This is a genomic window from Lachnoclostridium sp. An131, assembly GCF_002160825.1.
Classification (GTDB): domain Bacteria; phylum Bacillota; class Clostridia; order Lachnospirales; family Lachnospiraceae; genus Laedolimicola.
Genome location: NZ_NFLI01000006.1, coordinates 1 through 23,369, shown reverse-complemented (window position 1 = coordinate 23,369; position 23,369 = coordinate 1). Strand labels below are relative to the sequence as shown.

Annotated in this window: 19 protein-coding genes; 17 read left to right on the top strand and 2 right to left on the bottom strand. The window is 55.0% G+C overall.

All coding sequences use genetic code 11. The features are described 5' to 3' along the window. The first annotated feature begins 27 nt into the window (after positions 1-27). The 17 genes from hemC (at position 28) to B5E77_RS05935 (ending at position 18,284) form a co-directional block, all read left to right on the top strand. Complete coding sequence (hemC, locus tag B5E77_RS06015; RefSeq protein WP_087164477.1) at positions 28-2,448, top strand: hydroxymethylbilane synthase; 2,421 nt, start codon at positions 28-30, stop codon at positions 2,446-2,448. Continuing rightward, complete coding sequence (cobD, locus tag B5E77_RS06010) at positions 2,435-3,538, top strand: threonine-phosphate decarboxylase CobD (protein ID WP_087164476.1); 1,104 nt, start codon at positions 2,435-2,437, stop codon at positions 3,536-3,538. The genes hemC and cobD overlap by 14 nt, the downstream gene beginning before the upstream one ends. Beyond that, positions 3,531-5,048, top strand: coding sequence for a cobyric acid synthase (locus B5E77_RS06005; protein ID WP_087164475.1), 1,518 nt, complete (start codon positions 3,531-3,533; stop codon positions 5,046-5,048). Before cobD ends, B5E77_RS06005 begins: the two co-directional genes overlap by 8 nt. After that, complete coding sequence (locus B5E77_RS06000; RefSeq protein ID WP_087164474.1) at positions 5,042-5,674, top strand: precorrin-8X methylmutase; 633 nt, start codon at positions 5,042-5,044, stop codon at positions 5,672-5,674. The genes B5E77_RS06005 and B5E77_RS06000 overlap by 7 nt, the downstream gene beginning before the upstream one ends. Positions 5,675-5,749: 75 nt before the next feature. After that, positions 5,750-6,808: a nicotinate-nucleotide--dimethylbenzimidazole phosphoribosyltransferase gene (gene cobT / locus B5E77_RS05995; RefSeq protein WP_087164473.1), complete on the top strand. Its 1,059-nt coding sequence runs from the start codon at positions 5,750-5,752 to the stop codon at positions 6,806-6,808. A 251-nt stretch (positions 6,809-7,059) separates the two neighbouring features. Next, positions 7,060-7,896 (top strand): alpha/beta fold hydrolase, encoded by an 837-nt coding sequence (locus B5E77_RS05990; protein ID WP_087164472.1) that lies wholly within the window; start codon positions 7,060-7,062, stop codon positions 7,894-7,896. 162 nt (positions 7,897-8,058) lie between these two features. Further along, on the top strand, positions 8,059-9,189 hold the full coding sequence (gene cbiD / locus B5E77_RS05985; protein WP_087164471.1) for a cobalt-precorrin-5B (C(1))-methyltransferase CbiD: 1,131 nt from the start codon (positions 8,059-8,061) through the stop codon (positions 9,187-9,189). 37 nt (positions 9,190-9,226) lie between these two features. Beyond that, positions 9,227-10,273 carry a cobalt-precorrin 5A hydrolase gene (locus tag B5E77_RS05980; protein WP_087164470.1) on the top strand — a complete coding sequence of 349 codons (1,047 nt, stop codon included), beginning with the start codon at positions 9,227-9,229 and terminating at the stop codon, positions 10,271-10,273. Between the two features lie 15 nt (positions 10,274-10,288). Further along, positions 10,289-12,400 (top strand): precorrin-6A reductase, encoded by a 2,112-nt coding sequence (gene cobK, locus B5E77_RS05975; RefSeq protein WP_087164469.1) that lies wholly within the window; start codon positions 10,289-10,291, stop codon positions 12,398-12,400. A 1-nt stretch (position 12,401) separates the two neighbouring features. Beyond that, positions 12,402-13,766: a cobyrinate a,c-diamide synthase gene (locus tag B5E77_RS05970; protein WP_087164468.1), complete on the top strand. Its 1,365-nt coding sequence runs from the start codon at positions 12,402-12,404 to the stop codon at positions 13,764-13,766. After that, positions 13,760-14,299, top strand: coding sequence for a bifunctional adenosylcobinamide kinase/adenosylcobinamide-phosphate guanylyltransferase (locus B5E77_RS05965; RefSeq protein WP_087164467.1), 540 nt, complete (start codon positions 13,760-13,762; stop codon positions 14,297-14,299). The genes B5E77_RS05970 and B5E77_RS05965 overlap by 7 nt, the downstream gene beginning before the upstream one ends. Continuing rightward, positions 14,296-15,057, top strand: a complete 762-nt coding sequence (cobS, locus tag B5E77_RS05960; RefSeq protein WP_087164466.1) for an adenosylcobinamide-GDP ribazoletransferase — start codon at positions 14,296-14,298, stop codon at positions 15,055-15,057. Before B5E77_RS05965 ends, cobS begins: the two co-directional genes overlap by 4 nt. 11 nt (positions 15,058-15,068) lie before the next feature. Then, complete coding sequence (locus B5E77_RS05955; protein ID WP_087164465.1) at positions 15,069-15,452, top strand: bifunctional adenosylcobinamide kinase/adenosylcobinamide-phosphate guanylyltransferase; 384 nt, start codon at positions 15,069-15,071, stop codon at positions 15,450-15,452. Further along, positions 15,449-16,123: a histidine phosphatase family protein gene (locus tag B5E77_RS05950; RefSeq protein WP_087164464.1), complete on the top strand. Its 675-nt coding sequence runs from the start codon at positions 15,449-15,451 to the stop codon at positions 16,121-16,123. Before B5E77_RS05955 ends, B5E77_RS05950 begins: the two co-directional genes overlap by 4 nt. Further along, positions 16,080-17,048 carry an adenosylcobinamide-phosphate synthase CbiB gene (gene cbiB, locus B5E77_RS05945; protein ID WP_087164463.1) on the top strand — a complete coding sequence of 323 codons (969 nt, stop codon included), beginning with the start codon at positions 16,080-16,082 and terminating at the stop codon, positions 17,046-17,048. Before B5E77_RS05950 ends, cbiB begins: the two co-directional genes overlap by 44 nt. Before the next feature lie 94 nt (positions 17,049-17,142). Next, the gene (locus B5E77_RS05940) at positions 17,143-17,670 is read left to right on the top strand and encodes a cob(I)yrinic acid a,c-diamide adenosyltransferase (RefSeq protein ID WP_087164462.1); all 528 of its coding nucleotides are present in this window, start codon (positions 17,143-17,145) and stop codon (positions 17,668-17,670) included. A 161-nt stretch (positions 17,671-17,831) separates the two neighbouring features. After that, positions 17,832-18,284: a DUF342 domain-containing protein gene (locus B5E77_RS05935; RefSeq protein WP_143468586.1), complete on the top strand. Its 453-nt coding sequence runs from the start codon at positions 17,832-17,834 to the stop codon at positions 18,282-18,284. 208 nt (positions 18,285-18,492) lie between these two features. On the opposite strand, the gene B5E77_RS05930 is transcribed toward B5E77_RS05935, so the two are convergent. After that, positions 18,493-20,850 carry an ABC transporter permease gene (locus tag B5E77_RS05930; protein ID WP_087164460.1) on the bottom strand — a complete coding sequence of 786 codons (2,358 nt, stop codon included), beginning with the start codon at positions 20,848-20,850 and terminating at the stop codon, positions 18,493-18,495. Positions 20,851-20,862: 12 nt separating this feature from the next. Beyond that, on the bottom strand, positions 20,863-23,271 hold the full coding sequence (locus tag B5E77_RS05925) for an ABC transporter permease (protein ID WP_242963638.1): 2,409 nt from the start codon (positions 23,269-23,271) through the stop codon (positions 20,863-20,865). Positions 23,272-23,369 lie beyond the last annotated feature (98 nt).

Sequence of the window (23,369 nt, the reverse complement as noted above, 5' to 3'; positions counted from 1 at the left end):
AAGGGCGGCCGGGCGTCAGGAGGAAAGATGAAAATTCGGATAGGAACGAGAAAAAGCAGGCTGGCCCTGGTTCAGACGGATTTGGTGCGGCAGAGGATAGAAGCGACGTTTCCAGAGGCTGAAATAGAGATTGTGGAAATGTCTACCAAGGGAGATGAGCAGCTGGACCGCGCCCTTACCTCCTTTGGAGGAAAGGGCGTATTTACACGGGAGCTGGAGGAAGCCCTCCTCCGGGAGGACATTGATCTGGCAGTGCACAGCGCCAAGGATATGCCCATGGAGTTTCCGGAGGGGCTTGGGATCGGAGCCGTGCTCTCCCGTGCGGATGTGCGGGATGTGCTTGTGACGACGAGCGGAATCCGGGCGGCAGAGCTTGCTCCGGGCAGCGTTGTGGGCACCAGCTCTCTGCGCCGGGAGCTGCAGATCCGGGAGTTGAATCCCCTGGTGCAGATCAAGCTTCTGCGGGGCAATGTGCAGACACGGATACGGAAGCTGAAGGAGGGGCAGTATGACGCGATCCTTCTGGCAGCGGCGGGACTGGAGCGTCTTGGGATCATGGAAGGGGACGGAATTCATCTGGAGTACCTGGAGCCGGATGCTTTCCTTCCGGCAGCAGGCCAGGGGATTCTGGCGGTGGAAGCAAAGGAAGGACGTCTGACGGAGGTGCTTGAGGCGATTCATTGTCCGGAGGCGGCGCTGGAGCTCGAGGCGGAGCGGAGCTTTCTGAAGGCAATCGGCGGGAGCTGCAATGCTCCGGCAGCCGGATTGTGCCGGCTGAAGGATGGAGGCCTCCATATGAGTGTACTGTATGCGCCGGACGGAGTAAGGCTTCGAAAAGCGGAAGAAAGCATTTCTCTGCCTGAAAGGAATGAGGGAAAGAGGCTGGAGAGGGCACAGGCTCTTGGCGAAGGCCTGGCCCGGAAGGTGAAGCAGGGAAAGGTCTGGCTTCTGGGAGCGGGCCCCGGAGATATGGGACTGCTCACGGTGAAAGCACTTGACTGTATCCGGAAGGCGGATGTTCTGGTTTATGACAATCTGGCTTCCGCTGCCGTCTTAAACGAGGCCAGAGAGGATGCAGAACTGATTTATGCGGGCAAGCGGGCGGACAGGCACCATCTCCGGCAGGAGGAGACGAACGCTCTTCTGGTGGAAAAGGCTCTGGAAGGAAAGAACGTGGCCCGGGTCAAGGGCGGAGATCCCTTTATCTTCGGCCGCGGCGGCGAGGAAGCCCAGGAGCTGTTAAAGGCAGGCGTGGAATTTGAGATTGTTCCCGGCGTATCATCCTCCTATGCAGCTCCCGCCTATGCGGGCATCCCTGTGACGCACCGGGACTACGCGTCGTCCTTCCATGTGATCACAGGACATGAGAGCGCAGACAAGGAAGGAAGCGTGCTGGATTACGCGACGCTTGCAAAGGAAGAGGGGACGCTGGTATTCCTTATGGGCCTTAGAAATCTTCCAAATATTGCGTCTCAGCTGATTGCAAACGGAAAGGATCCGAAGACTCCGGCTGCGGTGATTCAGGAGGGAACGACCGCACGTCAGAGAGCTGTTACGGGTACTCTGGAGAATATTGCAGCCCGGGCGGAGGAAGCAGGAATCCAGACGCCGGCGATTACAGTGGCAGGCGGCGTGGCAGGGCTTTCGGAAGAGCTGTCCTGGTACGGAAGAGGGCCGCTGTCCGGTGTGCGGGTGCTTCTCACAGGGACGCCGTCCATGTGTGAAAAGCAGAAGCACGTCTTTTCTGAGGATGGGGCAGAAGTGATTCCCCTCAGCCTGATTGGTACAAAGGAGCTGGAGGCCTCCTCCCTTCTGCAGGCGGTAGAGGAGCTGGCCCTGGGCCAGGAAATTCCTTATACCTGGGCAGTTTTCACAAGCAGAAACGGCGTAGAACTGTTCCGGAAGGCTCTGAAGAAGCACCGGATCGATATCAGAAGGCTCTCTTCCCTTCGTTTTGCAGTGATTGGCGAGGGAACAAAGACAGCTTTGGAGGAAGCAGGAATCTATGCGGATTTTGTGCCATCCTGCTACTCCAGCGCCGATTTGGCATCTGAATGGATCCCAGGCCTGACCGCGGAAGACAGAGTTCTCCTTCTGCGCGCAAGAGAGGCTTCGGACGAGCTGCCGAAGGCGCTTTCAGAAGCAGGCATAGCATATACAGACGTGGCACTTTACAAGACCGAAAGGGATTACCGCAAAGCAGACGAGCTGAACAGGCTGCTGTCTCAGGTGGATTATGTGACCTTTGCCAGCGCTTCTGCGGTAAAGGCCTTCGCAGCTATGGTACCGGAACCGGCAAAGCTTTCTGTCAGGGTAATTTGTATCGGCCCTGTGACGGAAAGGGCTGCGGTGAAGGCAGGGATTCCCGTGTACGCCAGCGCTGTGGAATACACAGCAGAGGGAATGCGGGATGTGCTGAGGAAGGATCGGAAATATGGCAGAGTGTAGGAAGAGGAAAGAGACGGAGGCTGCCGGCTTCCTCCATGGAGGCGATCTGGAGGGCGCTGCGGAAAAAAGCGGGTTTGCCCCGTCGGACCTTCTTGATTTTTCTGCAAACATCAATCCTTTGGGAATGCCGCCAGGCGTCCGTGAGGCAATTGTGGAAAGCATGGATCGGGCGCTTTTTTATCCGGATCCCTTCTGCAGAAAATTGAGGAAAGCGCTGGCGGAGCATACAGGGCAGAAAACAGAGTACATTCTGTGCGGGAATGGAGGCGCAGATTTAATATACCGATTGGTATATGCCCTTCGTCCGAAAAAAGCTCTTGTGACAGCGCCTGCGTTTGCGGAGTATGAGGAAGCTCTGGTACAGACAGGGACAGAGCTCCTGTTTCATGAGCTGGGCGAAGCTCCAGTGACGGACTCCTTCCTCGAAAAGCTGTCCCCGGAGCTTGATTTGGTATTCCTGTGCAATCCCAACAACCCGACGGGGCTTCTTACAGAAAAACCACTGATCCAAAAGCTGCTTGACCGCTCCCGGGAACTGGGAGTCCGGGTGCTTCTGGACGAATGCTTTCTGGATTTTGTGCCGGAGAAGGAAGAGTATTCCCTCGCCGATCTTCTGGAGGAGTATCCCGGTCTGGTGATATTGAAGTCATTTACGAAGCTTTATGCAATTCCCGGACTTCGGCTTGGGTACGTGCTTTCTTCAGATACAGAGCTTCTTGAGCGGATGCGCAGGGCTGGACAGCCCTGGGCGGTGTCGGAGGCGGCCCAGGCAGCGGGAATCGCAGCTTTGCAGGCAGAGGGCTTTCGGGAGCGGACCATCCGCCTTGTCACAGAAGAACGTGCCTTCCTGAAAAAATCTCTGGAAGATATGGGCTTTCACGTGCTGGATGGACAGGCCAATTACCTGTGCTTCCGGGCGCAGGGAGACAAAAAGCTGACAGAGCGCCTGCTGAAAGAGGGAATTCTCCTCCGCTCCTGCGCAAACTACCGGGGACTTGGAGCAGATTATTACCGGACGGCAGTCCGTGGCAGGGCAGAAAACGAGAGGCTGCAGGCTGCGCTTGGAAAGGTTGTGGGCAGACATGAGTGAAAAGAAACAAAAAGCAAAGGTTATCATGGTGCAGGGTACCATGTCCAATGCGGGAAAAAGCTTTCTCGTGGCAGGGCTCTGCCGGGTTTTCATGCAGGACGGCTACAGGACAGCCCCCTTTAAATCCCAGAACATGGCTCTGAATTCTTATATTACGAAGGATGGGCTGGAGATAGGGCGTGCTCAGGCCATGCAGGCGGAGGCAGCGGGAATCGAGCCCACAGTGGAGATGAATCCGATTCTCTTAAAACCCACCAGCAATGTGGGAAGCCAGGTGATTGTCAATGGCGAGGTTCTTGGGAATATGAAGGCTATGGATTATTATGCAAACAAAAGGCAGCTGATTCCCGAGATTGAGAAGGCCTTTGGCAAGCTGTCGGACGAATACGACATTATCGTCATAGAGGGAGCCGGCAGCCCCGCAGAAATCAATCTGAAGGAAAACGACATCGTTAATATGGGAATGGCCCGGATTGCGGAAGCGCCAGTGCTGCTCTGCGGAGATATTGACCGGGGCGGCGTATTTGCCTCCCTGTACGGCACCGTGAAGCTTCTGGAGCCGGAAGAGCAGGCCATGATCAAAGGCCTGATTATCAACAAGTTCCGAGGAGATGTGGAGATCCTGAAGCCGGGGCTTCAGATGATTGAGGAGAAGACAGGGATTCCGGTCGTAGGCGTGGTTCCCATGACCCCGCTGGATATTGACGATGAGGACAGCCTCTCAGACCGCCTGACCCACACGGAGCGGAAGGGCGTCATTGATCTGGCGGTCGTCCGTCTGCCTCACATCTCCAATTTCACAGATTTTAATGTATTTGAGCGCATGGACGGCGTGTCCCTTCGGTACGCAGGCAGCGCCGGGGAGCTTGGAGCCCCGGATCTGATTTTCCTTCCGGGAACGAAGAATACCATGGACGATCTGGCCTGGCTCCGGGAATCCGGGATGGAAGCAGCCATTTTACGTCTGTCTGAGCAGAAGGTTCCTGTGGTGGGAATCTGCGGAGGCTACCAGATGCTGGGAGAGCTTCTGGAGGATCCGGACAGCGTGGAGCATGGAGGAAGCATGCGGGGCATGGGGCTTCTTCACACAAAAACCGTATTTTCCAGGGCCAAAACCAGAACGCAGATTCAGGGCCGCATAAACCCGGATTCCACCTGCGGAGAGTTTGCCGGACTTGAGGTCCAGGGCTATGAAATCCACATGGGACGGACTGAAAAGACAGGGGACTGCCAGGAAACCATTTATCTGGAGGACGGTCGTCTGGATGGGATTTCCAATCCGGAAGGAACCGTGTTTGGGACCTATCTCCACGGCATTTTCGACTATGGAGATCTGGCGGCTATGACAGTCAGCCGTCTGATGCGCAAAAAGGGAATCGATCCTCGAAACTGGCATTTTGATCCCGAAGAGCACAAACGCCGGGAATATGACAAGCTGGCGGATTTGGTACGAAGCTCATTGGACATGGATCGTATATATGAGATATTAGAGGCAGGGATAACATGTTAGAAAAAATAGAAATTGTGAAACCCATGGAAATCGAAAAACGGAGCATGGAAATCATTACGAGGGAACTGGGCGGCCGTACCTGGCCGGAGCCGGAGTTTTCTGTGATCAAACGCTGCATCCACACATCAGCGGATTTTGACTATGCAGACAACCTCTGCTTTTCCGAGCATGCGGTGCAGAAGGGAATTGACGCCTTAAATGCAGGAGCTTCCATTGTCACCGACACGAAAATGGCGGCTTCCGGTATCAGCAAAAGGCGTATGGCAGAATGCGGCGGGGAAGTCTACTGCTTTATGTCCGATCCGGACGTGGCAGAAACCGCAAAAGAAAAGGGCTGTACCCGGGCAGCGGTCTGCATGGAGAAAGCGGCGGAGCTTTCCGGTCCGCTGATTATCGCCGTTGGCAACGCTCCCACAGCCCTGATCCGTCTTTATGAGTTGATACAGGAAGGGAAAATAGAGCCGGCCCTGATTATTGGTGCGCCGGTAGGCTTTGTCAATGTAGTGGAGGCAAAAGAATTAATTATGACGGCAGGCGTGCCTTATATTGTTCCCAGAGGACGAAAGGGCGGCAGCAATATTGCAGCTGCCATCTGCAACGCCATGCTGTATCAGGGAGGACGCTGACACCGCCGTGTGCAGGAGAATACCGCCCCTGCACACCGGCGCAGAGATAGAATTTTGGAAAGGACGGCGGAAACAATGGAACTGGAAGAATATCTTGCACAAATCAAGCCCTTTGACCAGAAGGCTGCAGATGCATCCTGGGCTTACTGGGATTCTCTGTGCAAGCCCTTAAGGGGCATGGGAATGCTGGAAGAGATGGTAGTCCAGCTGGCAGGTATTTACGGAACAGTAAAGGTGGAAAACCCCAATCCCGTAGTTGTGATTATGGGAGCGGACAATGGTGTAGTAGCCGAGGGCGTCAGCCAGACGGGCAGCGAGGTGACGGCCCAGGTGTTGGAAAATATGGGAGAGCGCATTTCTTCCGTCTGTATCCTGGCCCGCCAGGAGGGAATCGAGGTGATTCCTGTCAATATCGGCATGCTGACAGACGGAAAGCATCCCCGGATTTGGAACCGCGCCGTGCGCTACGGCACCGGGAATATTGCGAAGGAGCCTGCCATGACCAGGGAAGAGGCCATTCAGGCTGTTATTACCGGAATTGAAACTGTCCGGGAGCTCTGTGATCAGGGCTACCGCATGATCATCACCGGGGAAATGGGAATTGGCAACACGACCCCCAGCTCCGCCATGGCTTCCGTACTTCTTTCTAAGGATCCGGCTGAAGTGACGGGACGGGGCGCAGGCCTCTCCACTGCCGGACTGGAGCACAAGATCGAAGTGATCCGCCAGGCTATCGCTGTAAACAAACCCGATCCCAACGACATCCTCGATGTTCTGTCCAAAATCGGAAGTCTGGATATTGCAGGTATGATCGGCTGCTATATCGGAGGCGCGATCGCCGGAGTGCCCGTACTGATCGACGGCTTTATTTCTTCCGTTTCCGCCTACTGCGCCGCGAAGCTGGCGCCGGCCTGCAAAGCATATATGGTCGCCACGCACTGCTCCGCAGAGCCGGCAGGCCGGATGATGCTGGATGCGCTCGAAATGAAAGCGCCGATCCACGCAGGGATGCACCTGGGCGAGGGTACGGGGGCGGTAACGGCCTATATCCTGTATAAATACGCCCTTGCTCTCTATAACGGACTTCCGAGTTTTGCGGAGGGGAATGTAGAACAGTACGAGCATTTGCAGTAAGGGAGCTGCGGTCCCTGTCAAAACACGCTCGCGCTCCGCTCAAACGCAGCGGATGCGTAAGGCGCCCGGGAAAACCGCCCCGGCCGCCTAAGCACCGGCGTTCTCACAGGGTTTTTCCAGAGACCGCAGTTCCCCTGGTATTGCTGCGGACGAAAGGGAGCGTCCTGCCGTAACAACCTGTGTGCATCACAGGAGTGGAAAGGGAACTCCCCAGTAAGAGTGGCTGACTGGAAGACGATGGAGACAGAAAAATGAAATTTCATGAATTTGGAGACAGAAAAAGGCCACATATTATGCTGATTCACGGCGGCGGGAATGCCTGGTGGAATTATCTGCGGCAGGCGCGGGTATTGTCGGAGCATTATCATGTGATTCTGCCGACACTGGACGGTCATGGGGAGGAATGGGGGATTCCTTATGTCTCCACAGAAAGCTCTGCAGACAAGCTGATGGAATATATAGAAACATATTGCGAAGGGCATTTGTCTGCGCTTTGCGGCGTGTCACTGGGTGGGCAGATCGTGATGGAGCTTTTGTCCAGGAAGCCCGATCTGACAGATAAGGCAATTATTGATGGAAGCCTGTGCTGTCCCAAGCCTCTTATGGCTTGTTTCTGTATTGCTGCCGTGCGGCTTTTCGGCAGTCTGATGTTCAGTGAAAGAGCCTGCCGACTGCAGCTTAAGCTGATGGATCGCATGCTTCCGGAAAAGATGCGTTATCCAAAGGAACTCCAAGAGTATTATCTTCAGGATATGCCAAGGATGCCGAGAAAGACACTGTACACGATGTACCGCACTTATATGATGAAATACCGTCTGAAAGAAGAAGTGGGCAGGAGCCGCGCAGAAGTCATGTACTGGTATGGAGAAAAGGAAATGAAATGCGTGAAAAAGTCGGCGCGTCTGTTTCAGACTCTGCTTCCTTCCTGTGAATTGTACGAGGCAAAGGGATACGGGCACGGGTATCTGGCAGTTTACCTTCCGGATGAATGGCTGGACCGGGCGCTTCCGTTTTTCAACAGAGAGCAAACACTTGCTGATCAGGCATGCTTATACCTTTCGAGGAGACAACACGAAGCCGGATTATGAGGAATTATCGGAGGAATTTGCACACAGCGCACTCCTTTCTTGAAGGAACCCTTTGAGGACGTCGGTGCTTAGGCGGCCGGGGCGGTCTTCCCCGGGCGTCTTACGCATCCGTTACGTCCGAGAGGAGCGCAAGCGAGTTCCTGAGAGAAAGGAGTGCACTGCATGTACATTTTCAAAAATAATAAAAAACTGCGCATGGGCTACACCACCGGTTCCTGCGCGGCCGCGGCCGCTAAGGCCGCGGCCTGCATGCTCCTTGGCGGAAAGACAGTGCCGGAGGTAGAGCTGATGACCCCGAAGGGGATCAGGCTGAACCTGGAGGTGCTGGATGCGAGGGTGACAGCAGAAGAGGCGTCCTGCGCCATCCGGAAGGATGCAGGAGATGATCCGGATGTGACAGATGGACTGAGGATCTATGCGGCAGTCAGGAAGAAGGAAACAGCTGGCGTGGAGATCGACGGAGGAGAGGGCGTGGGCCGCATTACAAGGCCGGGCCTTGAGCAGCCTGTAGGCGCCGCAGCAATTAATAAGGTGCCAAGGCAGATGATCCGGGAAGGTGTGGAGGAGATCTGCCGGAGGATGGGTTATGAGGGAGGTATGTCGGTGACAATTTCCATTCCCGGAGGAGACAGGCTGGCAGAAAAGACCTTTAATCCCCGCCTGGGAATTGTGGGAGGCATTTCCGTATTGGGTACCAGCGGCATCGTGGAGCCTATGAGCGAGGAAGCTCTGATTGAGACGGTTCGGATTGATGTAAGGATGCAGCTGGCGCAGAGGCGGAAGTATCTGGTTCTGGTGCCGGGCAATTATGGCTTGGATTATCTCAATGAATTTCACCCGGAGCTGCTGAAGAATTCCGTAAAGTACAGCAATTTTCTTGGAGAAGCGATCGATGCGGCAGTGGAATTCGGGGCGAAGGGAATTCTTCTGGCAGGCCATATCGGAAAGCTGGTCAAGCTGGCCGGAGGAATCATGAACACCCATTCCCGGAACGCGGACAGCCGTATGGAAATCCTGACGGCCCATGCGGCGGTCCTGGGAGCGGATCGGGAGACAGCTGCGGCTCTGATGAACTGCGTTACGACGGATGAGGCTCTGGATATTTTGAAGGAGAAGGGGCTTTTGGAGGGCGTCATGGAACGGCTTCTGGAGCGGATGGAGTTCTATGTGGATCACAGAAGTGGGCGGAGCCTGGAGAGAGGAATCGTTATCTTTTCCCAGGAGCATGGGACACTGGGAGAATCCCGGGACGCCAGGAGAATTCTCGGCTGTCTGCAAAGCGAGATGTCTTAAGGCAGACGGTCTGGGCAGATAAAACGGAGGACGGGAAATGAAGCTTGCAGTGATTGCATTTACCAGATCGGGAAGCAGGTATGCGCTTCGTATTGCGAAAGCGATGGAGGAGCGCGGTGTTTCCTGTGAGGCATATGGAAAGGGAAAAGAGGCAGAGAGCTGGGGAATCTGTCCGGTGCAGGAGCCGCTTAAGGACTGGACAGGGCGGGCCTTCTGCCAATGTGACGGCCTGGTTTTTGTAGGGGCGGCAGGAATCGCCGTCCGGGCAATTGCGCCCTTTGTGGCCAGTAAGGCTTCCGATCCCGCAGTGCTCTGTATGGATGAGCAGGGGCATTTTGTGATTTCTCTCCTGTCCGGCCACTTGGGAGGTGCGAATGCTCTGACAAGGGAGATCGCGGCGCTCTGCGGAGCAGTTCCGGTGATTACGACGGCGACAGATGCAGGAGGAAGGTTTTCAGTGGATGACTTTGCCCGCCGTGGAAATCTGTATCTGGATAATCTGAAGCTGGCGAAGGAGATCGCGGCGGATGTGCTGGAGCAGCGTACTATCGGTCTGTACAGCGACTTTGAATTGTGCGGCCAGATTCCTCCGGAGCTGTCCTGCCAGAAAAGGGACGGCGTCGGAATCAGTATTTCCCTGGATGAAGCCTACGATCCCTTTCCCAGAACGCTTCATCTGGTGCCCAGAATTACAGTACTTGGGATTGGCTGCAGAAAGGGTACGTCTGCGGAGCAGATAGAGGCTCTGGTCAGAGAGACTCTGGAAAAGAATCAGATTTCCATGCACAGCATTGCAAGGGCGGCCTCTGTCGATTTGAAAAAGGATGAACCAGGCCTCCTGGAATTCTGCCGGAAATGGAGGATTCCGTTTCTGACCTATACTGCAGAGGAGCTGCAGGCCGTGGAGCATGAGGAGGAGCTGGCAGAATCAGAGTTTGTGAAAAGAACGGCCGGGGTAGGAAATGTCTGTGAACGCAGCGCTTTGAAGGCTTCCGGCAGAAGAAGGCTTTTGCAGGGAAAGACAGCGAAGGACGGCGTGACGCTGGCAGTGGCGCTGCAGGAATATGCGGTAAATTTTGAGTGAGATGGAAGGAAAGCAATGAAACAGGTAATCGTATTTGCAGGGACGACAGAGGGAAGGATAATCGGAGAATGGCTGGCGGCTGAGGGAGTGGAGACGCTCTGCTGCGTAGCCACCGAATATGGAAAAGAACTGATGAAGCCGGAACCGGGGCTGGATGTACGCCAGGGACGCCTGTCTGCGGAAGAGATGCAGGAGCTTTTTGAAGAGGAAGGAAGGCCCCTGGTTTTGGATGTGACGCATCCGTATGCCTCTGTGGTTTCTGAAAATATTCACGCTGCCTGTGAGAAGGCCTCCTGCAGATATCTGCGCCTGATCCGCCCTTTGGCGTCTTCCGGGCAGCGCATGGGAGATGCAGAGAGCGAAGCTGTCGTAACGGTGGACAGTGTGGAGGAGGCTGTGAGCTGGCTGTCCCATACGGAGGGACCGGTATTTGTCACGACAGGGAGTAAGGAGCTTTCGAAGTTCACGGCTCTTCCGGATTTTCAGAACCGGGTCTATGCCCGTGTCCTTGCGACGCCGGAGGTGGTGCGCCAGTGTACGGAGCTTGGGTTGACGGGGACTCATCTGATCTGCATGCAGGGGCCCTTTTCCAGAGAACTGAATCTGGCGATGCTGCGGCAGACCGGCGCAAAATATATGGTGACCAAGGAGTCCGGCAGGGCGGGAGGCTTTCCTGAAAAGCTGGAAGCGGCGAAGGAAGCCGGAGTCCGGCTGGTTCTGATCGGACGGCCGCCGGAGCAGGAGGGGCTGTCCATAGAAGAGGGAATCCGTTTCCTGGCGGAAGAATTTTCGCTGGAGAAAAGACCGGAGCTTCCGGAGTACGCAGATACGGAATGTGAAATGCCGGGAAGCAGTCTGGCAGATGGGAAGGGGCGCCTGGCAGAGAAGGAAGGCGGACTGGAAGCTGCAGGCGGGCGGAAGGCCTTCCTGGTGGGGATCGGAATGGGTGTCCTGGAAAATATGACAGGAGAAGCGCTTTCTGCTTTCCGGGAGGCAGACTGTATCCTGGGCTCAGGAAGAATGCTGGACGCCTTCCGGGACTGGGGAAAGCCGCTCTTTGACGCTTATGCCCCGGAAAAAATGATTGATTTTGTGAGAGAAAAGCCGCAGTGGAGGAGGATTGCGGTAGCGCTGTCTGGCGACGTGGGATTTTACAGCGGTGCGAAAAGGCTGATTGCGGCCTTTGAGAGGGAAGGAATTGAGACGGAGCTGATTCCTGGCGTTTCCTCTGTGGCCTATTTCTGCAGCCGGCTGAAAATAGCCTGGGAGGATGTGAAGCTGATGAGCATCCATGGGCGCAGCCAGAATCTGATTGCGGCAGTCAGAAGGCATTTTCGGACGTTTACGCTGCTCGGAGGACGGGATAACGTAGAAGCCCTCTGTGACAGGCTGCTGGAATATGGGCTTTCAGAGGTAAGGATTTTTATTGGCGAGAGGCTGCATTATCCGGAGGAGCGGATTACCGAGGGAAAACCGGAGCAGCTGAAGGGGAAGAGCTTTGACGGCCTCTGTGTGGCCCTGATTGAAAATCCGGATTTCAGGAACGGGCTCCGCGGCTGTATCCCGGATGAGGAATTTCTGCGGGGAGACGCGCCTATGACGAAATGTGAGGTTCGGGGACTTTCTGTGGAGAAGCTGGGCCTGCAGGAGGATTCTGTGGCCTGGGATATCGGCGCGGGCACAGGGTCTGTGACTGTGGAGATGGCTCTGAGGGCCTTTGACGGAGAGGTCTGGGCGGTGGAAAAGAAGCCTGCGGCTGCAGAGCTGATTCAGGAAAACTGCCGGAGATTCGGGGCGCCGAACGTCCAGGTAGTGGAGGGAACGGCTCCGGAGGCCCTGAAAGAGCTGCCCGCACCGACCCATGTATTTATCGGCGGATCCTCTGGCAGCCTGAGGGAGATCCTGGAGCTGGCGCTGGCGAAAAATCCGGCTGTCCGTGTGGTGATCAACGCAATTACGCTGGAGACGGTAGGAGAAGCAAACGCCTGCCTGAAGGAGCTGCCCTTCACAGACACAGAGATTGTGCAGCTGCAGACTGCAAAGGCAAGGAAGGCCGGCCCCTATCAGCTGATGATGGGCCAGAATCCGGTCTATCTCTTCTCAGCCAGGGGAAAGGGGGAAGCGTGACATGAAGCTTCCGAGAATCATGCTGGCAGCCCCGGCAAGCGGCAGCGGAAAGACGCTTGTGACCTGCGGGATCCTGCAGGCCCTTGTAAACCGCGGATACCGGGTTGCCTCCTTTAAATGCGGGCCAGACTATATCGATCCGATGTTTCACAGCCGGGTGATCGGCACACGTTCCGGCAATCTGGATACCTTTTTTACGGATTATGAGACGACGCGCTTTCTCTTTGGGCGCGCCGCTTCGGATGCGGATCTCTCAGTGATTGAGGGAGTAATGGGCTATTATGACGGCCTGGGCGGCATCTCGAGAAAAGCCAGCTCCTCTGATGTGGCGGAGGCTCTGGAGGCTCCGGTCGTTCTGGTGGTGAACTGCAGGGGAATGAGCATGTCGGTTCTGCCTCTGATCAAGGGCTTTCTGGAATTTGAGGAGTCCCGGAATATCCGGGGAGTCATTTTGAATCAGATGCCGGCCTCCCTCTATCAGGATTTAAAAGGACAGATCGAAGAACAGCTTCCGGTAAAGGTGCTCGGCTATGTGCCAAAAGCGGAGGAGCTGGTGCTGGAAAGCCGCCATCTGGGCCTGGTGCTGCCTGGGGAGATCGAGCAGCTGAAGAAGAAGCTGAACCAGATGGCGGAGCTTCTGGAAAAGACGCTGGATCTGGATGCGCTGATTGCCATGGCCCGGGAGGCTGGGGAATTGTCCTGGAGAGCTCCGGAGCTTCCGGCGCTTTCAGAAGGAAAAGGAGTCCGGATCGGCGTGGCGCAGGACGAAGCCTTCTGCTTTACTTACCGGGACAATCTGCAGATGCTGGAGGATATGGGTGCTGAGCTTGTACCCTTTTCGCCTCTTTCGGACAGCCGGCTTCCGGAACGCCTGCAGGGACTGATATTAAGCGGCGGTTATCCGGAGCTGCATGCGCCGGCTCTTGCCGAAAACTCCTCTATGCGGGAGGAGATCCGGGAGGCAGTGAAGGCAGGCCTTCCCTGTATTGCGGAATGCGGAGGCTTTCTCTATCTGCACAGGACGCTGGAAGGAGAAGACGGGAAGGAGTATCCGATGGCAGGAGTGCTGGACGCGAGGGCGTTCCGCACGCCGAAGCTTTCACGGTTTGGATATATTACTTTGACGGCCCGGCAGGATCAGCTTCTGCTGCGGGAGGGAGAGCAGATCCGCGGCCATGAGTTCCACTACTGGGAAAGCGAGAGCTGCGGAGAGGCGATGCAGGCGAAAAAGCCTTTGAGGAAGCGGAGCTGGAGCTGTGTGCACGGAAATAGCACACTGTATGCCGGTTTCCCGCACCTGTTTTTCTACTCCAATCCGGAGGCTGCCTGGAATTTTCTGAAGAAATGTGAGGAACAGCCATGCTGATACTGGTGACTGGCGGAAGCGGCAGCGGAAAATCGGAGTATGCCGAGGGGATAGCCGTGTCCCTGGCGGAAAGGGACGGGCTTCCGCTCTATTATATTGCGGCGATGAAGCCCTATGGAGAAGAGGGAAAGCGGCGTGTGGAGCGCCACCGGAGGCTGCGGGCCGGGAAAGGCTTTCAGACCGTGGAGCGCTATGTGGCTCTGAAAGGTCAGGAGCTGCCGGAAGAGGGAGTTGTTCTCCTGGAGTGTCTGTCTAACCTGACAGCCAATGAAATGTTTGAGCCGGAAGGCGCAGGGGACGGGACGGAAGAAGCCGTGCTTGCGGGAGTGGAAGCCCTTTCGGGACGCAGCAGGCATCTGGTTGTGGTGACCAACGATATCTTTTCCGATGGAATCACATATGATGAAGTAACGGGGCTGTATCAGGAACGGCTTGGGCATATCAACAGGGAGCTGGCTGCGCGGGCAGAGCAGGTGACAGAGGTGGTATGCGGGATTCCTCTGCAGCTGAAAAAAGAAGGAAGTATGATATGAGACGGCTATGGAACAGTTTTAAGATTGCATTTGCGATGTACTCAAAGATACCGATGCCAAAGGCGGACTGGGAAAAGGAAAATATGCGATATATGATGTGCTTTTTCCCGCTGATCGGGATTGTCATTGGCGCGCTTCTGGCGGGCTGGTGCTGGCTGGCAGAGCGGCTGGAGGCAGGACAGATTTTAAGAAGCGCAGTCTATGTGCTGATTCCTGTGGCGGTGACAGGAGGAATTCATCTGGATGGACTTCTGGATACGGCAGATGCGCTGTCCTCCTATCAGTCAAGGGAGCGAAAGCTGGAGATTTTGAAGGACTCTCATGCAGGAGCCTTTGCGGTGATTACAGCCTGCTGTTATTTTCTGGCCTCCTTTGGAATCTGGAGTGAGCTTGACAGGCGTCAGGTTCTGGTGCTGGCCGGAGGCTTTGTGCTTTCCCGCGCCATGAGCGGCCTTGGCGTGGCGGCCTTTCCCTGTGCGAAGAAAACGGGAACGCTTGCCATGTTTTCTGACGCGCTTCAGGAACGGGTTGTGATGTTCTGCCTGTATGTGCTGCTGTTTCTGTCGGCTGCCTGGATGTGTATTCTGGATCCGAAGCTTGGCACGGCGGCAGTGGCAGGAGGCTGGCTGACATTTTTTTGGTACTTTCGGATGTCCATGAAACAGTTTGGCGGGATTACCGGCGATCTGGCAGGCTTTTTTGTGCAGATGTGCGAGCTTGTGATGGCGGTCTGTGTATGGGCAGCGGGAAGGCTTTAGAAGGAGAAGAAATGATACTGGTTATCGGAGGAGCGTTTCAGGGAAAAAAGGATTATGCAAAGGAGGCCTTTTTCCTGGCAGATGAGGACTTTACAGACGGCGCCTGCTGCAGCGAAGAGGAGCTGTATCAGGCAAAGGCTGTCGTACACCTTCATGAATATGTGCGCCGCTGCCTTCAGGAGGGCAGGGAGCTCACGGGGCTGGCTGACAGCCTTGTAAAGCAGAATCCGGATATCATCATTCTGGCAAATGAGCTGGGAAGCGGCGTCGTGCCTGTGGACGCCTTTGACCGGAGCTGGAGAGAGACGACCGGGCGCCTCTGCTGCGAGCTGGCAAAGAGGGCCGATGAGGTTCACCGGGTAGTCTGTGGAATCGGGACGGTGATTAAGGGATGACGGAGCTTTTTTTTATCCGGCATGGAAAGACGTACGGAAATACGCTTGGCCGTTATATCGGCACGACAGATGAGCCTCTCTGTGAAGAGGGCAGGACGGCGCTTGCAGAGAATGCGGAAAAAAGGCTGGCTGGTATCCGGCCGGACGCCGTATATGCAAGCCCCATGAAGCGTTGCCTGCAGACGGCGGAAATTCTCTTTCCGGGTGTTCCGGTGAGAGTATTCCAGGAGCTCAGGGAATGCGACTTTGGGGAATTTGAGAATCGGAATTATCAGGAGCTGTCCGGAAATGCGGCTTATCAGGCCTGGATAGACAGCGGCGGAGCTCTCCCGTTTCCGGGCGGTGAGAGCAGGGAGGGCTTTCAGGAACGCTGCGTGGAAGGCTTCCGGCAGGTTCTGGAGGATGTCAGACAGCGCTGCGAAGGAAGGACAGAAGAGCCTGGAGCGGCAGAGGGAACCGGAACGGAAGAAGGCTTCCGGGCGGCCCTTGTTGTACATGGGGGGACGATTATGAGCATTCTTTCTGCCTGTGCTTTTCCGCAGGAAGAGTACTATCACTGGCAGGTAAAGAATGGAGAAGGCTTCCGGGCGCTTTGGGATGAGACAGACAAAGGAGGAATTCGGCTTTATGAAATTTCACATATTGGCGCTGATTCTGGGGTTTCTGCTTGACCTGGCTTTTGGCGATCCGCGCTTTTTGTATCATCCGGTCCGGCTGATTGGGAATCTGATTGCCTGGGCGGAGAAACCATTCCGGGCTGTGTTTCCGAAGTCAGAAAAAGGGGAGCTGGCGGCAGGAGCCTTTTTCACGGTATTTGTGACGGCCGTGTCTACAGCCGTTCCTGCCTTGATTCTCTGGCTCGCTGCCAGAGCTTCCGTCTGGCTGGCATTTGGGCTGGAGGTGTTCTGGAGCTTTCAGATCCTGGCAGCCAAATCGCTGAAGTCGGAGAGCATGAAGGTTTATGAAGCACTGAAGGAAGGAAATCTGGAAAAGGCAAGAACGGCGGTATCCATGATTGTGGGGCGTGACACGCAGAGCCTGACGGAGGAGGGTGTGGCAAAGGCTGCAGTGGAAACCGTAGCGGAAAATTCCTCTGACGGAGTGGTAGCTCCTTTGATTTTCCTGGCTGTCGGCGGCCCTGTTCTGGGATTTTTTTACAAGGCGGTCAATACGCTGGATTCCATGGTGGGCTATAAGAATGACAGATATTTGTATTTCGGGCGTTTTTCGGCAAAGCTGGATGATGTGCTGAACTTCATTCCTTCCCGCTTAAGCGGTCTTTTGCTGGTGGCAGCCAGCTCTTTTGCAGGACTGGATTTCAAGGGGGCCTGGCGGATTTTTAAACGGGACCGGAAAAACCATGCAAGTCCGAATTCTGCTCAGACAGAGGCAGCGGCAGCAGGCGCGCTGGGCGTGCAGCTGGCAGGAGACGCTTACTATTTTGGGAAGCTTTACAAAAAGCCGACGATCGGCGACGCGCAGCGCCCGGTGGAATACGAGGATATCCGGCGGGTGAACCGGCTGATGTATGCGGCGGTCTGGCTGGCGCTTCTCATAGCGGCGGCAATTGCGGCAGCGCTGGAATTCTGTATATAATACCTTTGTTTGAGGCTTTGCCGCCTGCACAGCGGAGCAGCCAGATTTCGGGGAAACCCGGGTAGTTTTGTTTTAAGACTGGAGGAATAGGAAAATGAAGAAATCTTGTATCCATATTTACTGCGGAGACGGCAAGGGAAAATCTACCGCTGTTATGGGACTGGCTCTCAGGGCAGCCGGAAGCGGAAGGAAGGTGGTTCTGACCCAGTTTCTCAAGGATGGAAAATCTTCAGAATTGAATATCCTGAAAGGTCTGCCCCAGGTGACAGTGCTGACCTGCCAGAAGCAGTTCGGCTTTTTCTGGAATATGACGGAAGAACAGAAGACAGAGGCCCGGGCAGCCTATCAGGAGCTGTTTGATAAGGCGGTTCAGACAGCAGAGGAGGAAGACGCGTTTCTTTTGGTGATGGATGAATTTATGGCGGCCTATAACCATGGGATGATTGACAGGGAGAAGGCGTTGGAGTTCCTAAGAGAGCGGCCGGAGGCTCTGGAGGTAGCGCTGACTGGCCGGGATCCGGCCCCGGAGCTTATGGAGCTTGCGGATTATGTGTCTGAGGTACGGAAAATCAAGCATCCCTTTGACGAAGGGCTGAATGCGCGCCGGGGAATTGAAATGTAAAAAATTAGAAAAACGCTTTCCCGGCTGAGCGCATTTCCTGCTATTCGGCGGATCTGCTTCTGAGACAGTATTCCAGGCTCAGGGGAAAGGCAGGAAAGAGATTTACTTATGGAGACATTAAAAAGGTTTATGTGATTGTACTTTTTGAGGAAAGCCCTGCTGTGTTCCATAAATATCCGGGAGTTTATCTGCACTATGGGAAGACGAAGTTTGAGACCGGCCTGCCGCTGGAGCTTTTGCAGGAATTCTGCCTGATAGCCCTTGACGTCTTTTGTGAAATTCCGTATTCTAAAGATGAAAAGAGTGAACAGAAAGCATGGCTGTCGCTTCTGACGACAGAAGATCTGAAGAATGCGGAAAGATGGATTCAGGAATATCCCTGGCTGGAGGAGATTTATCAGGAGATTGCCATGCTGCGCCGGAAGCCGGAGGAGGTGCTGGGTATGTGGTCAGAGGCTCTGCGAATGCTGGATGAAAACAGTCTTAAATACTATGTGGATGAGCTGAAGGAAGAGGTTCAGAGAATTACAGAGGAGAAAAACGCGGAACTCAGAGAGAAAGACGCGGAGATAGAAGCCCTGAAGAAAGAGCTTGCCGAATTAAAAAATACATAGGAAAAAGCAAAAGAAAAAGTGCATTAGAAGTATGCCCTCAGTTAACAAGAGTCATTCTGTCAGCTGAGGGCGTTTTGCATATGGGTTTTAGTCTCTCACCCAGAAGACTCCCCCTTGCAAATGTCGATGATTCACTTGGTATCGTCCCGGCTCTTTGTCGTGGCTGTCCCGAATGGGAATCCACAGCCGGTGACATAAAGCGGTTCGGTTATTCCGTCCCAATCGTATCCACGATTGACAGGCTGCACAGCCGTTTCCAGGGGCCATACACCGCCAGGATCACAGAGAGCAGCATAAGCAGGACGATCAGTCCCAGCTCTGTCCAGGGAATTCTCCAGGGATCGCCCCAGTGGAAGGTGATGAGCTGTGAGAACAGAAGACGGTGGAGGAAAAGGCCCAGCGCAGTGCCAAGAACGCTTCCGGCGGCTGCGTATGCAGCCGCCTCGGCCGCCAGCATCCGGAGGAGCTGGCGGGCGCTTAAGCCCACAGCACGGAAGACACCGTACTGGCGTGTTCTTGCCGCAGCACTCATGGCAATGCTGTTGATTACATTGAAAATGGTAATCAGAGCAATGAGAATGAGAAAGCCGCAGACGAACAGCCAGAAGCAGTACCAGGAGCCGCGTGTGCTGGCATTGCTGATGCGCTCGTCGGAAAAAAGATACTGCGTGCCGGTAAGCTGGCGGATTGCGTTTACATCCTCCTTTGAAGCGTCAGGAGACAGCTGCAAATCGATGATGGTGTAGTCAGTGAGGCCGGTGATCTGCCGGAAGGTATCCTCGGAACAGATGACAATATCGGCGCCGTTTGTGGCGGTAAAGGGACAGCTGGAAAGCGTGCCTGCGATCTGGAGGGCAGACGTATTTCCTTTATAGGACAGTGCCAGAGTGTCTCCGGTCTGTATGATGTTGTCAGAGCTGTATACGGTCAGTGCAGCTCCTGGCTGATTCTGGACTGTTTGTACAGAGCCGTCCAGGAGATATTCCTCAGCCCATCCAAACTGCTTTTGTTCATAGGAGATCAGATCGACCTTTGTTTCCTTTCCGTTTACCATGGCAGGGATTTCATATGCAAACATCCGGCCATAGGCTTTCGAAACTGCCGGATTTTCCTGCAGGGTATCCAGATATGTTCTGTCTACGGAGCAGGTCTGTCCCGGGCTGATGATAGAAATATCCGCAGTCCATGGACGTAAGGGAGTCAGAGAATGCTTCAGAAAATCCACAGCCACGGAGAAGGACAGAAAAAGGACGATGCTCAGGGCAAAGGAGCCTGTCATAAGAAGCAGATTCTTCCGGCTGGCCCCTGCATGATGAAGGCCCAGGGCGGTGTCGATTCGGAACAGCTTTATACCAGCGGCTCTTTGGACAGGCCGGTAATCAGCTGCGCTTCCCGATACTGCAGCCAGCGGGGAGACCCGGGCCGCTTTTCTGGCCGGAGCGCGGGCAGCCAGAAGCACAGTCAGCAGCCCCACGACAGTTCCGGCAAGCAGGCTTGGGATGCTTATGGCAAATGCCGGCATGGCACCGAAATATTCCGGGCTTAAGAAACGCAGTATGGCGCAGAGGAGCCAGATCACTGCGACGCCTAAGCCCAGGCTGACCGGAATGGCAAGGCGGCACCAGGCAAGAGCCTCTCTCGTTACCAGCCGCATGACCTGTCTCGGCGTAGCGCCAATACAGCGCAGAAGACCGAAGAACTCGGTTCTCTGGGAGACGCTGCTGTTCAGGCTGCCTGCAATCATCAGAATTCCTGCAGCCAGGACCAGAAGAAAGAGCACCGCTGCCGAGGAATAGATGTATAGGACAAAGGAATTGGAGCTCTGTCCCAGCAGGGCCAGAAGCTGCGTGTTTTCAGACACCTGGCTGTCAGAGAGGCCGCATTGTTCCTTCAGGCTGGAAACAGCGTCTTGAACGTGAAAGGGATTGGAAAAGCGTACATACAGCACGGTGTTGTAATCTGTAAGCGTCTCATGCTTTTGGGCGGGATAAATGGAAAAGAAGCTGTCCATGGAAAGGATGATCCCATAGGAATCCTCGCTGGAGTTCTTTGACGCATTTCCGACGAAGCCGGTGATAGTATAGGTCAGGTCTGAGCCGTCAGGAGTATTTACAGTGATTGTATCACCGATTTGAAGCCTGAGAGCATCCCGGGCATTTGCCGTAAGTACAGCTTCTTTTTCAGTTTGCGGAAGCCTTCCTTCCTCGAAAAGGGACGGATTCATTTCCGAGATCCAGGCTTCGTCACAGCCCATCAGAATCGCAGTCTTGCCGGACAGAGTATATCCCTCATCGCCCCGGTAGTTCAGGACGCCGTAGCGGGCTGTTGTGAGTCCGGGGCGTCTGGCGATCAGACCGGCTTCTGCACTTGTGATATCGCGGATACTGATATGAAAGTCGCCGAAATCTCTCCGGGCCTGAAGAAGCTGGCTTCGGATATACATATCAGCCATGCCGAAGATCGTGGTTACCAGAAATACAGACAGAATAATGCAGAATACAGAGAGCCGGTTCTGCCTCCGGCGTACTTTGGCTGATATGGATGCGAGTTCAAGATAATGCTTCATGGACAGTTCCTCCTATTGTATGCTGATTGTCTTGACAATCGGCATGGAACGGATTCGTTTTGCAGGCTCTCGGACGGAAAGCAGCGCCGTAAGCAGTATGACGCCGGTGATGAAGCCAAGCGCCGGGTAAGGAACGCTCCAGGGCAGTCCCCAGAAATTTGTAATAAGGCTTACGTAAACGGCCCAGTGTACGGGAATTCCCAAAAAACAGCCAAGGAATATGCCGCTGGCCGCGTAGGTGAGCGCCTCTGAAAGGAGCATTTTTGTAAGCTGGCGGCTGCTCATGCCGGCGGCCCGCATCATGCCGTACTGCCTCATGCGTGAGGAAACGCCCATGCGGATAGCGTTCATGATATGAAAGACGGTAATGGCTGTGATGATAGTAAGAAAGCCATAGACAAGCAGGGCGAAGGCGTGGTAGAGGTTCCGCTGCTGGCGGACTCGGCTCAGGCTGTCGGTAAAGACTGCGCCATCGGAAAACAGGGCTTTGACAGAAGCAGCATCCTCATCAGAGGCGCTGTTTTGAAACTGTACGTCGATAATCGTGTATCCGGTTTCTCCAGTCAGGGCCGTGAAGGTAGCCTCTGAACAGATTATAGTCTCTGTGCCTTCTTCCCGGGCAAGAGGACTGTCAGAAAGAATGCCTGCCACAGTCACAGCATGCTCTTTCCCGCCTATGGAAAGCGTAATAATGTCGCCTGGCATGATACCGCTGGGTGTGGCGCTGCCGGATGTGACACTGTCAGTTGTGACACCGCCGGACTCTGTGCCGGATACGACCAGAACCTGGTACAGCTCATTAGCTGCGGCGTCCACAGAACCCTCAGTCAGAGAGGCTTTAGCCCAGTGGAACTGGTTTTCTTCATAGGAAATGAGATTGCTGCTGCGGAGCGTTCCACCGATTACGGCAGGAACGTCATAGGCAAACATGCGCCCATAGGCCCGTTTCACGGAGTCAGACTGAGACGCCTCCTCCAAAAGCGAGGGGGAGAGGGAGCAGGTATTGTCTTCGCTTACAATGGAGAGCTCCGGGGTCCAGGCCTTGGGCATCATGGCGTTTTCCATGAAATCCACAAGCGTAGAAAAGGCCAGGAAAAGGCAGATGCAGACTGCAAAAGCGCCCGTCATCAGGAGATAGCTTTTCTTCCGGGCTCTGGCGTGATGAATGCCAAGGGCAGTTTCAATCCGGAAAAACCGCGTATCCGCCCCGCGGCGAAAGGAAGCGGTCTGATATGCGTTTCCGGATACGGCTTCCAGCGGAGAAGCCTTGGAGGCCAGCTTCGCAGGAGAACGGGCGGCCAGAAGGACGGTGATGAGGCCGAGCAGAACGCCTGCGGCAATGCCAGGCCAGCTGATGCCAAATTTCGGCATATAGGCGAACCACTGAGGGCTGACGGCCTGCATGGCGGCAGACAGGATCCAGACGACCAGAACGGACAGGAGAATTCCCGCAGGCATGGAGGACCGGCACCAGTACAGAGCCTCTCTTCGCACAAAGCGCAGAATCTGTTTCCTGGAAGCGCCCAGGCAGCGCAGCAGGCCGAAAAATTCAGTGCGCTGGGAGACGCTGCTGTTCAGGCTGCTGGAAATCATCAGGATGCAGGCGAGCATCACAAGGATAGAAAGAAAAAACGCGACCTGGTAAATCTGAGAGACGCTGTTTCCCCGAAGCTGCCCTTCGATGCTCAGCAGGCTGGTATGGGCATGGAGCTGCCCGTCTGCGAGCTGATACTGCCGCTGAATATCCGCAATGATATCCGGTATTGCGCAGAAACGGGAAAATTGGATGACAAAGCTCCAGGCTCCGTCTGCAGGCGGGAGCAGAGAAAAGCCGTCTTCTGAAAGGACTGCGGTGTGCGCTGTACCGGAGCCTGTTCCGGAGGAAAGGCGGGAGCACCCGCTGTCGTCCAGAAAGCCCGTTACAGTAAAATGCAGGGACTCTCCGCCGGATTCGGAAAGGATGGCGGTATCCCCGATGGAAAGAGACAGGCTTTTTGCAAGCGTCTCCGGGAGAGCGAGCTCATCTGCAGCCTCAGGATAATTTCCTTCCAGGAGCCTGCCAAGATAGATATCCTGAAATACCTGCTCTGACAGTCCGCTGAGGGCCACAGGCTGGCCGTTCAGTGTATACCCGGCCTCTGCAGGAAGCGTGCCCTGCCATCCGGAGAAAGTCACCTCCGGTCTGGCAGCGATCAGCTCAGCCGTACCGGAATCAACAGAGGTAATTTTATAATGCCAGCTTCCGCCTTCCTGCATTTCCTTTTGAGCCGCGCCCTGCAGGTACATATCGGCAAGGCCGAACATGACAGATACCAGAAATACGGCCAGGACAATGCAGATGCGGGTCATCCGGCTCTGCCTGCGGTGAAGCCTGGCAGAAATGGGAATAAGGTCAAGATAATGCTTCATCTTTATATCCATTCCTTTCGCTTTGCTCAGGCACAAAACGTTATGAAAATGTTTTTCCTGAGCTTAGTTTTTCTTTATAATTCTTCTTGTAGGGAGCTCGGTATACTACA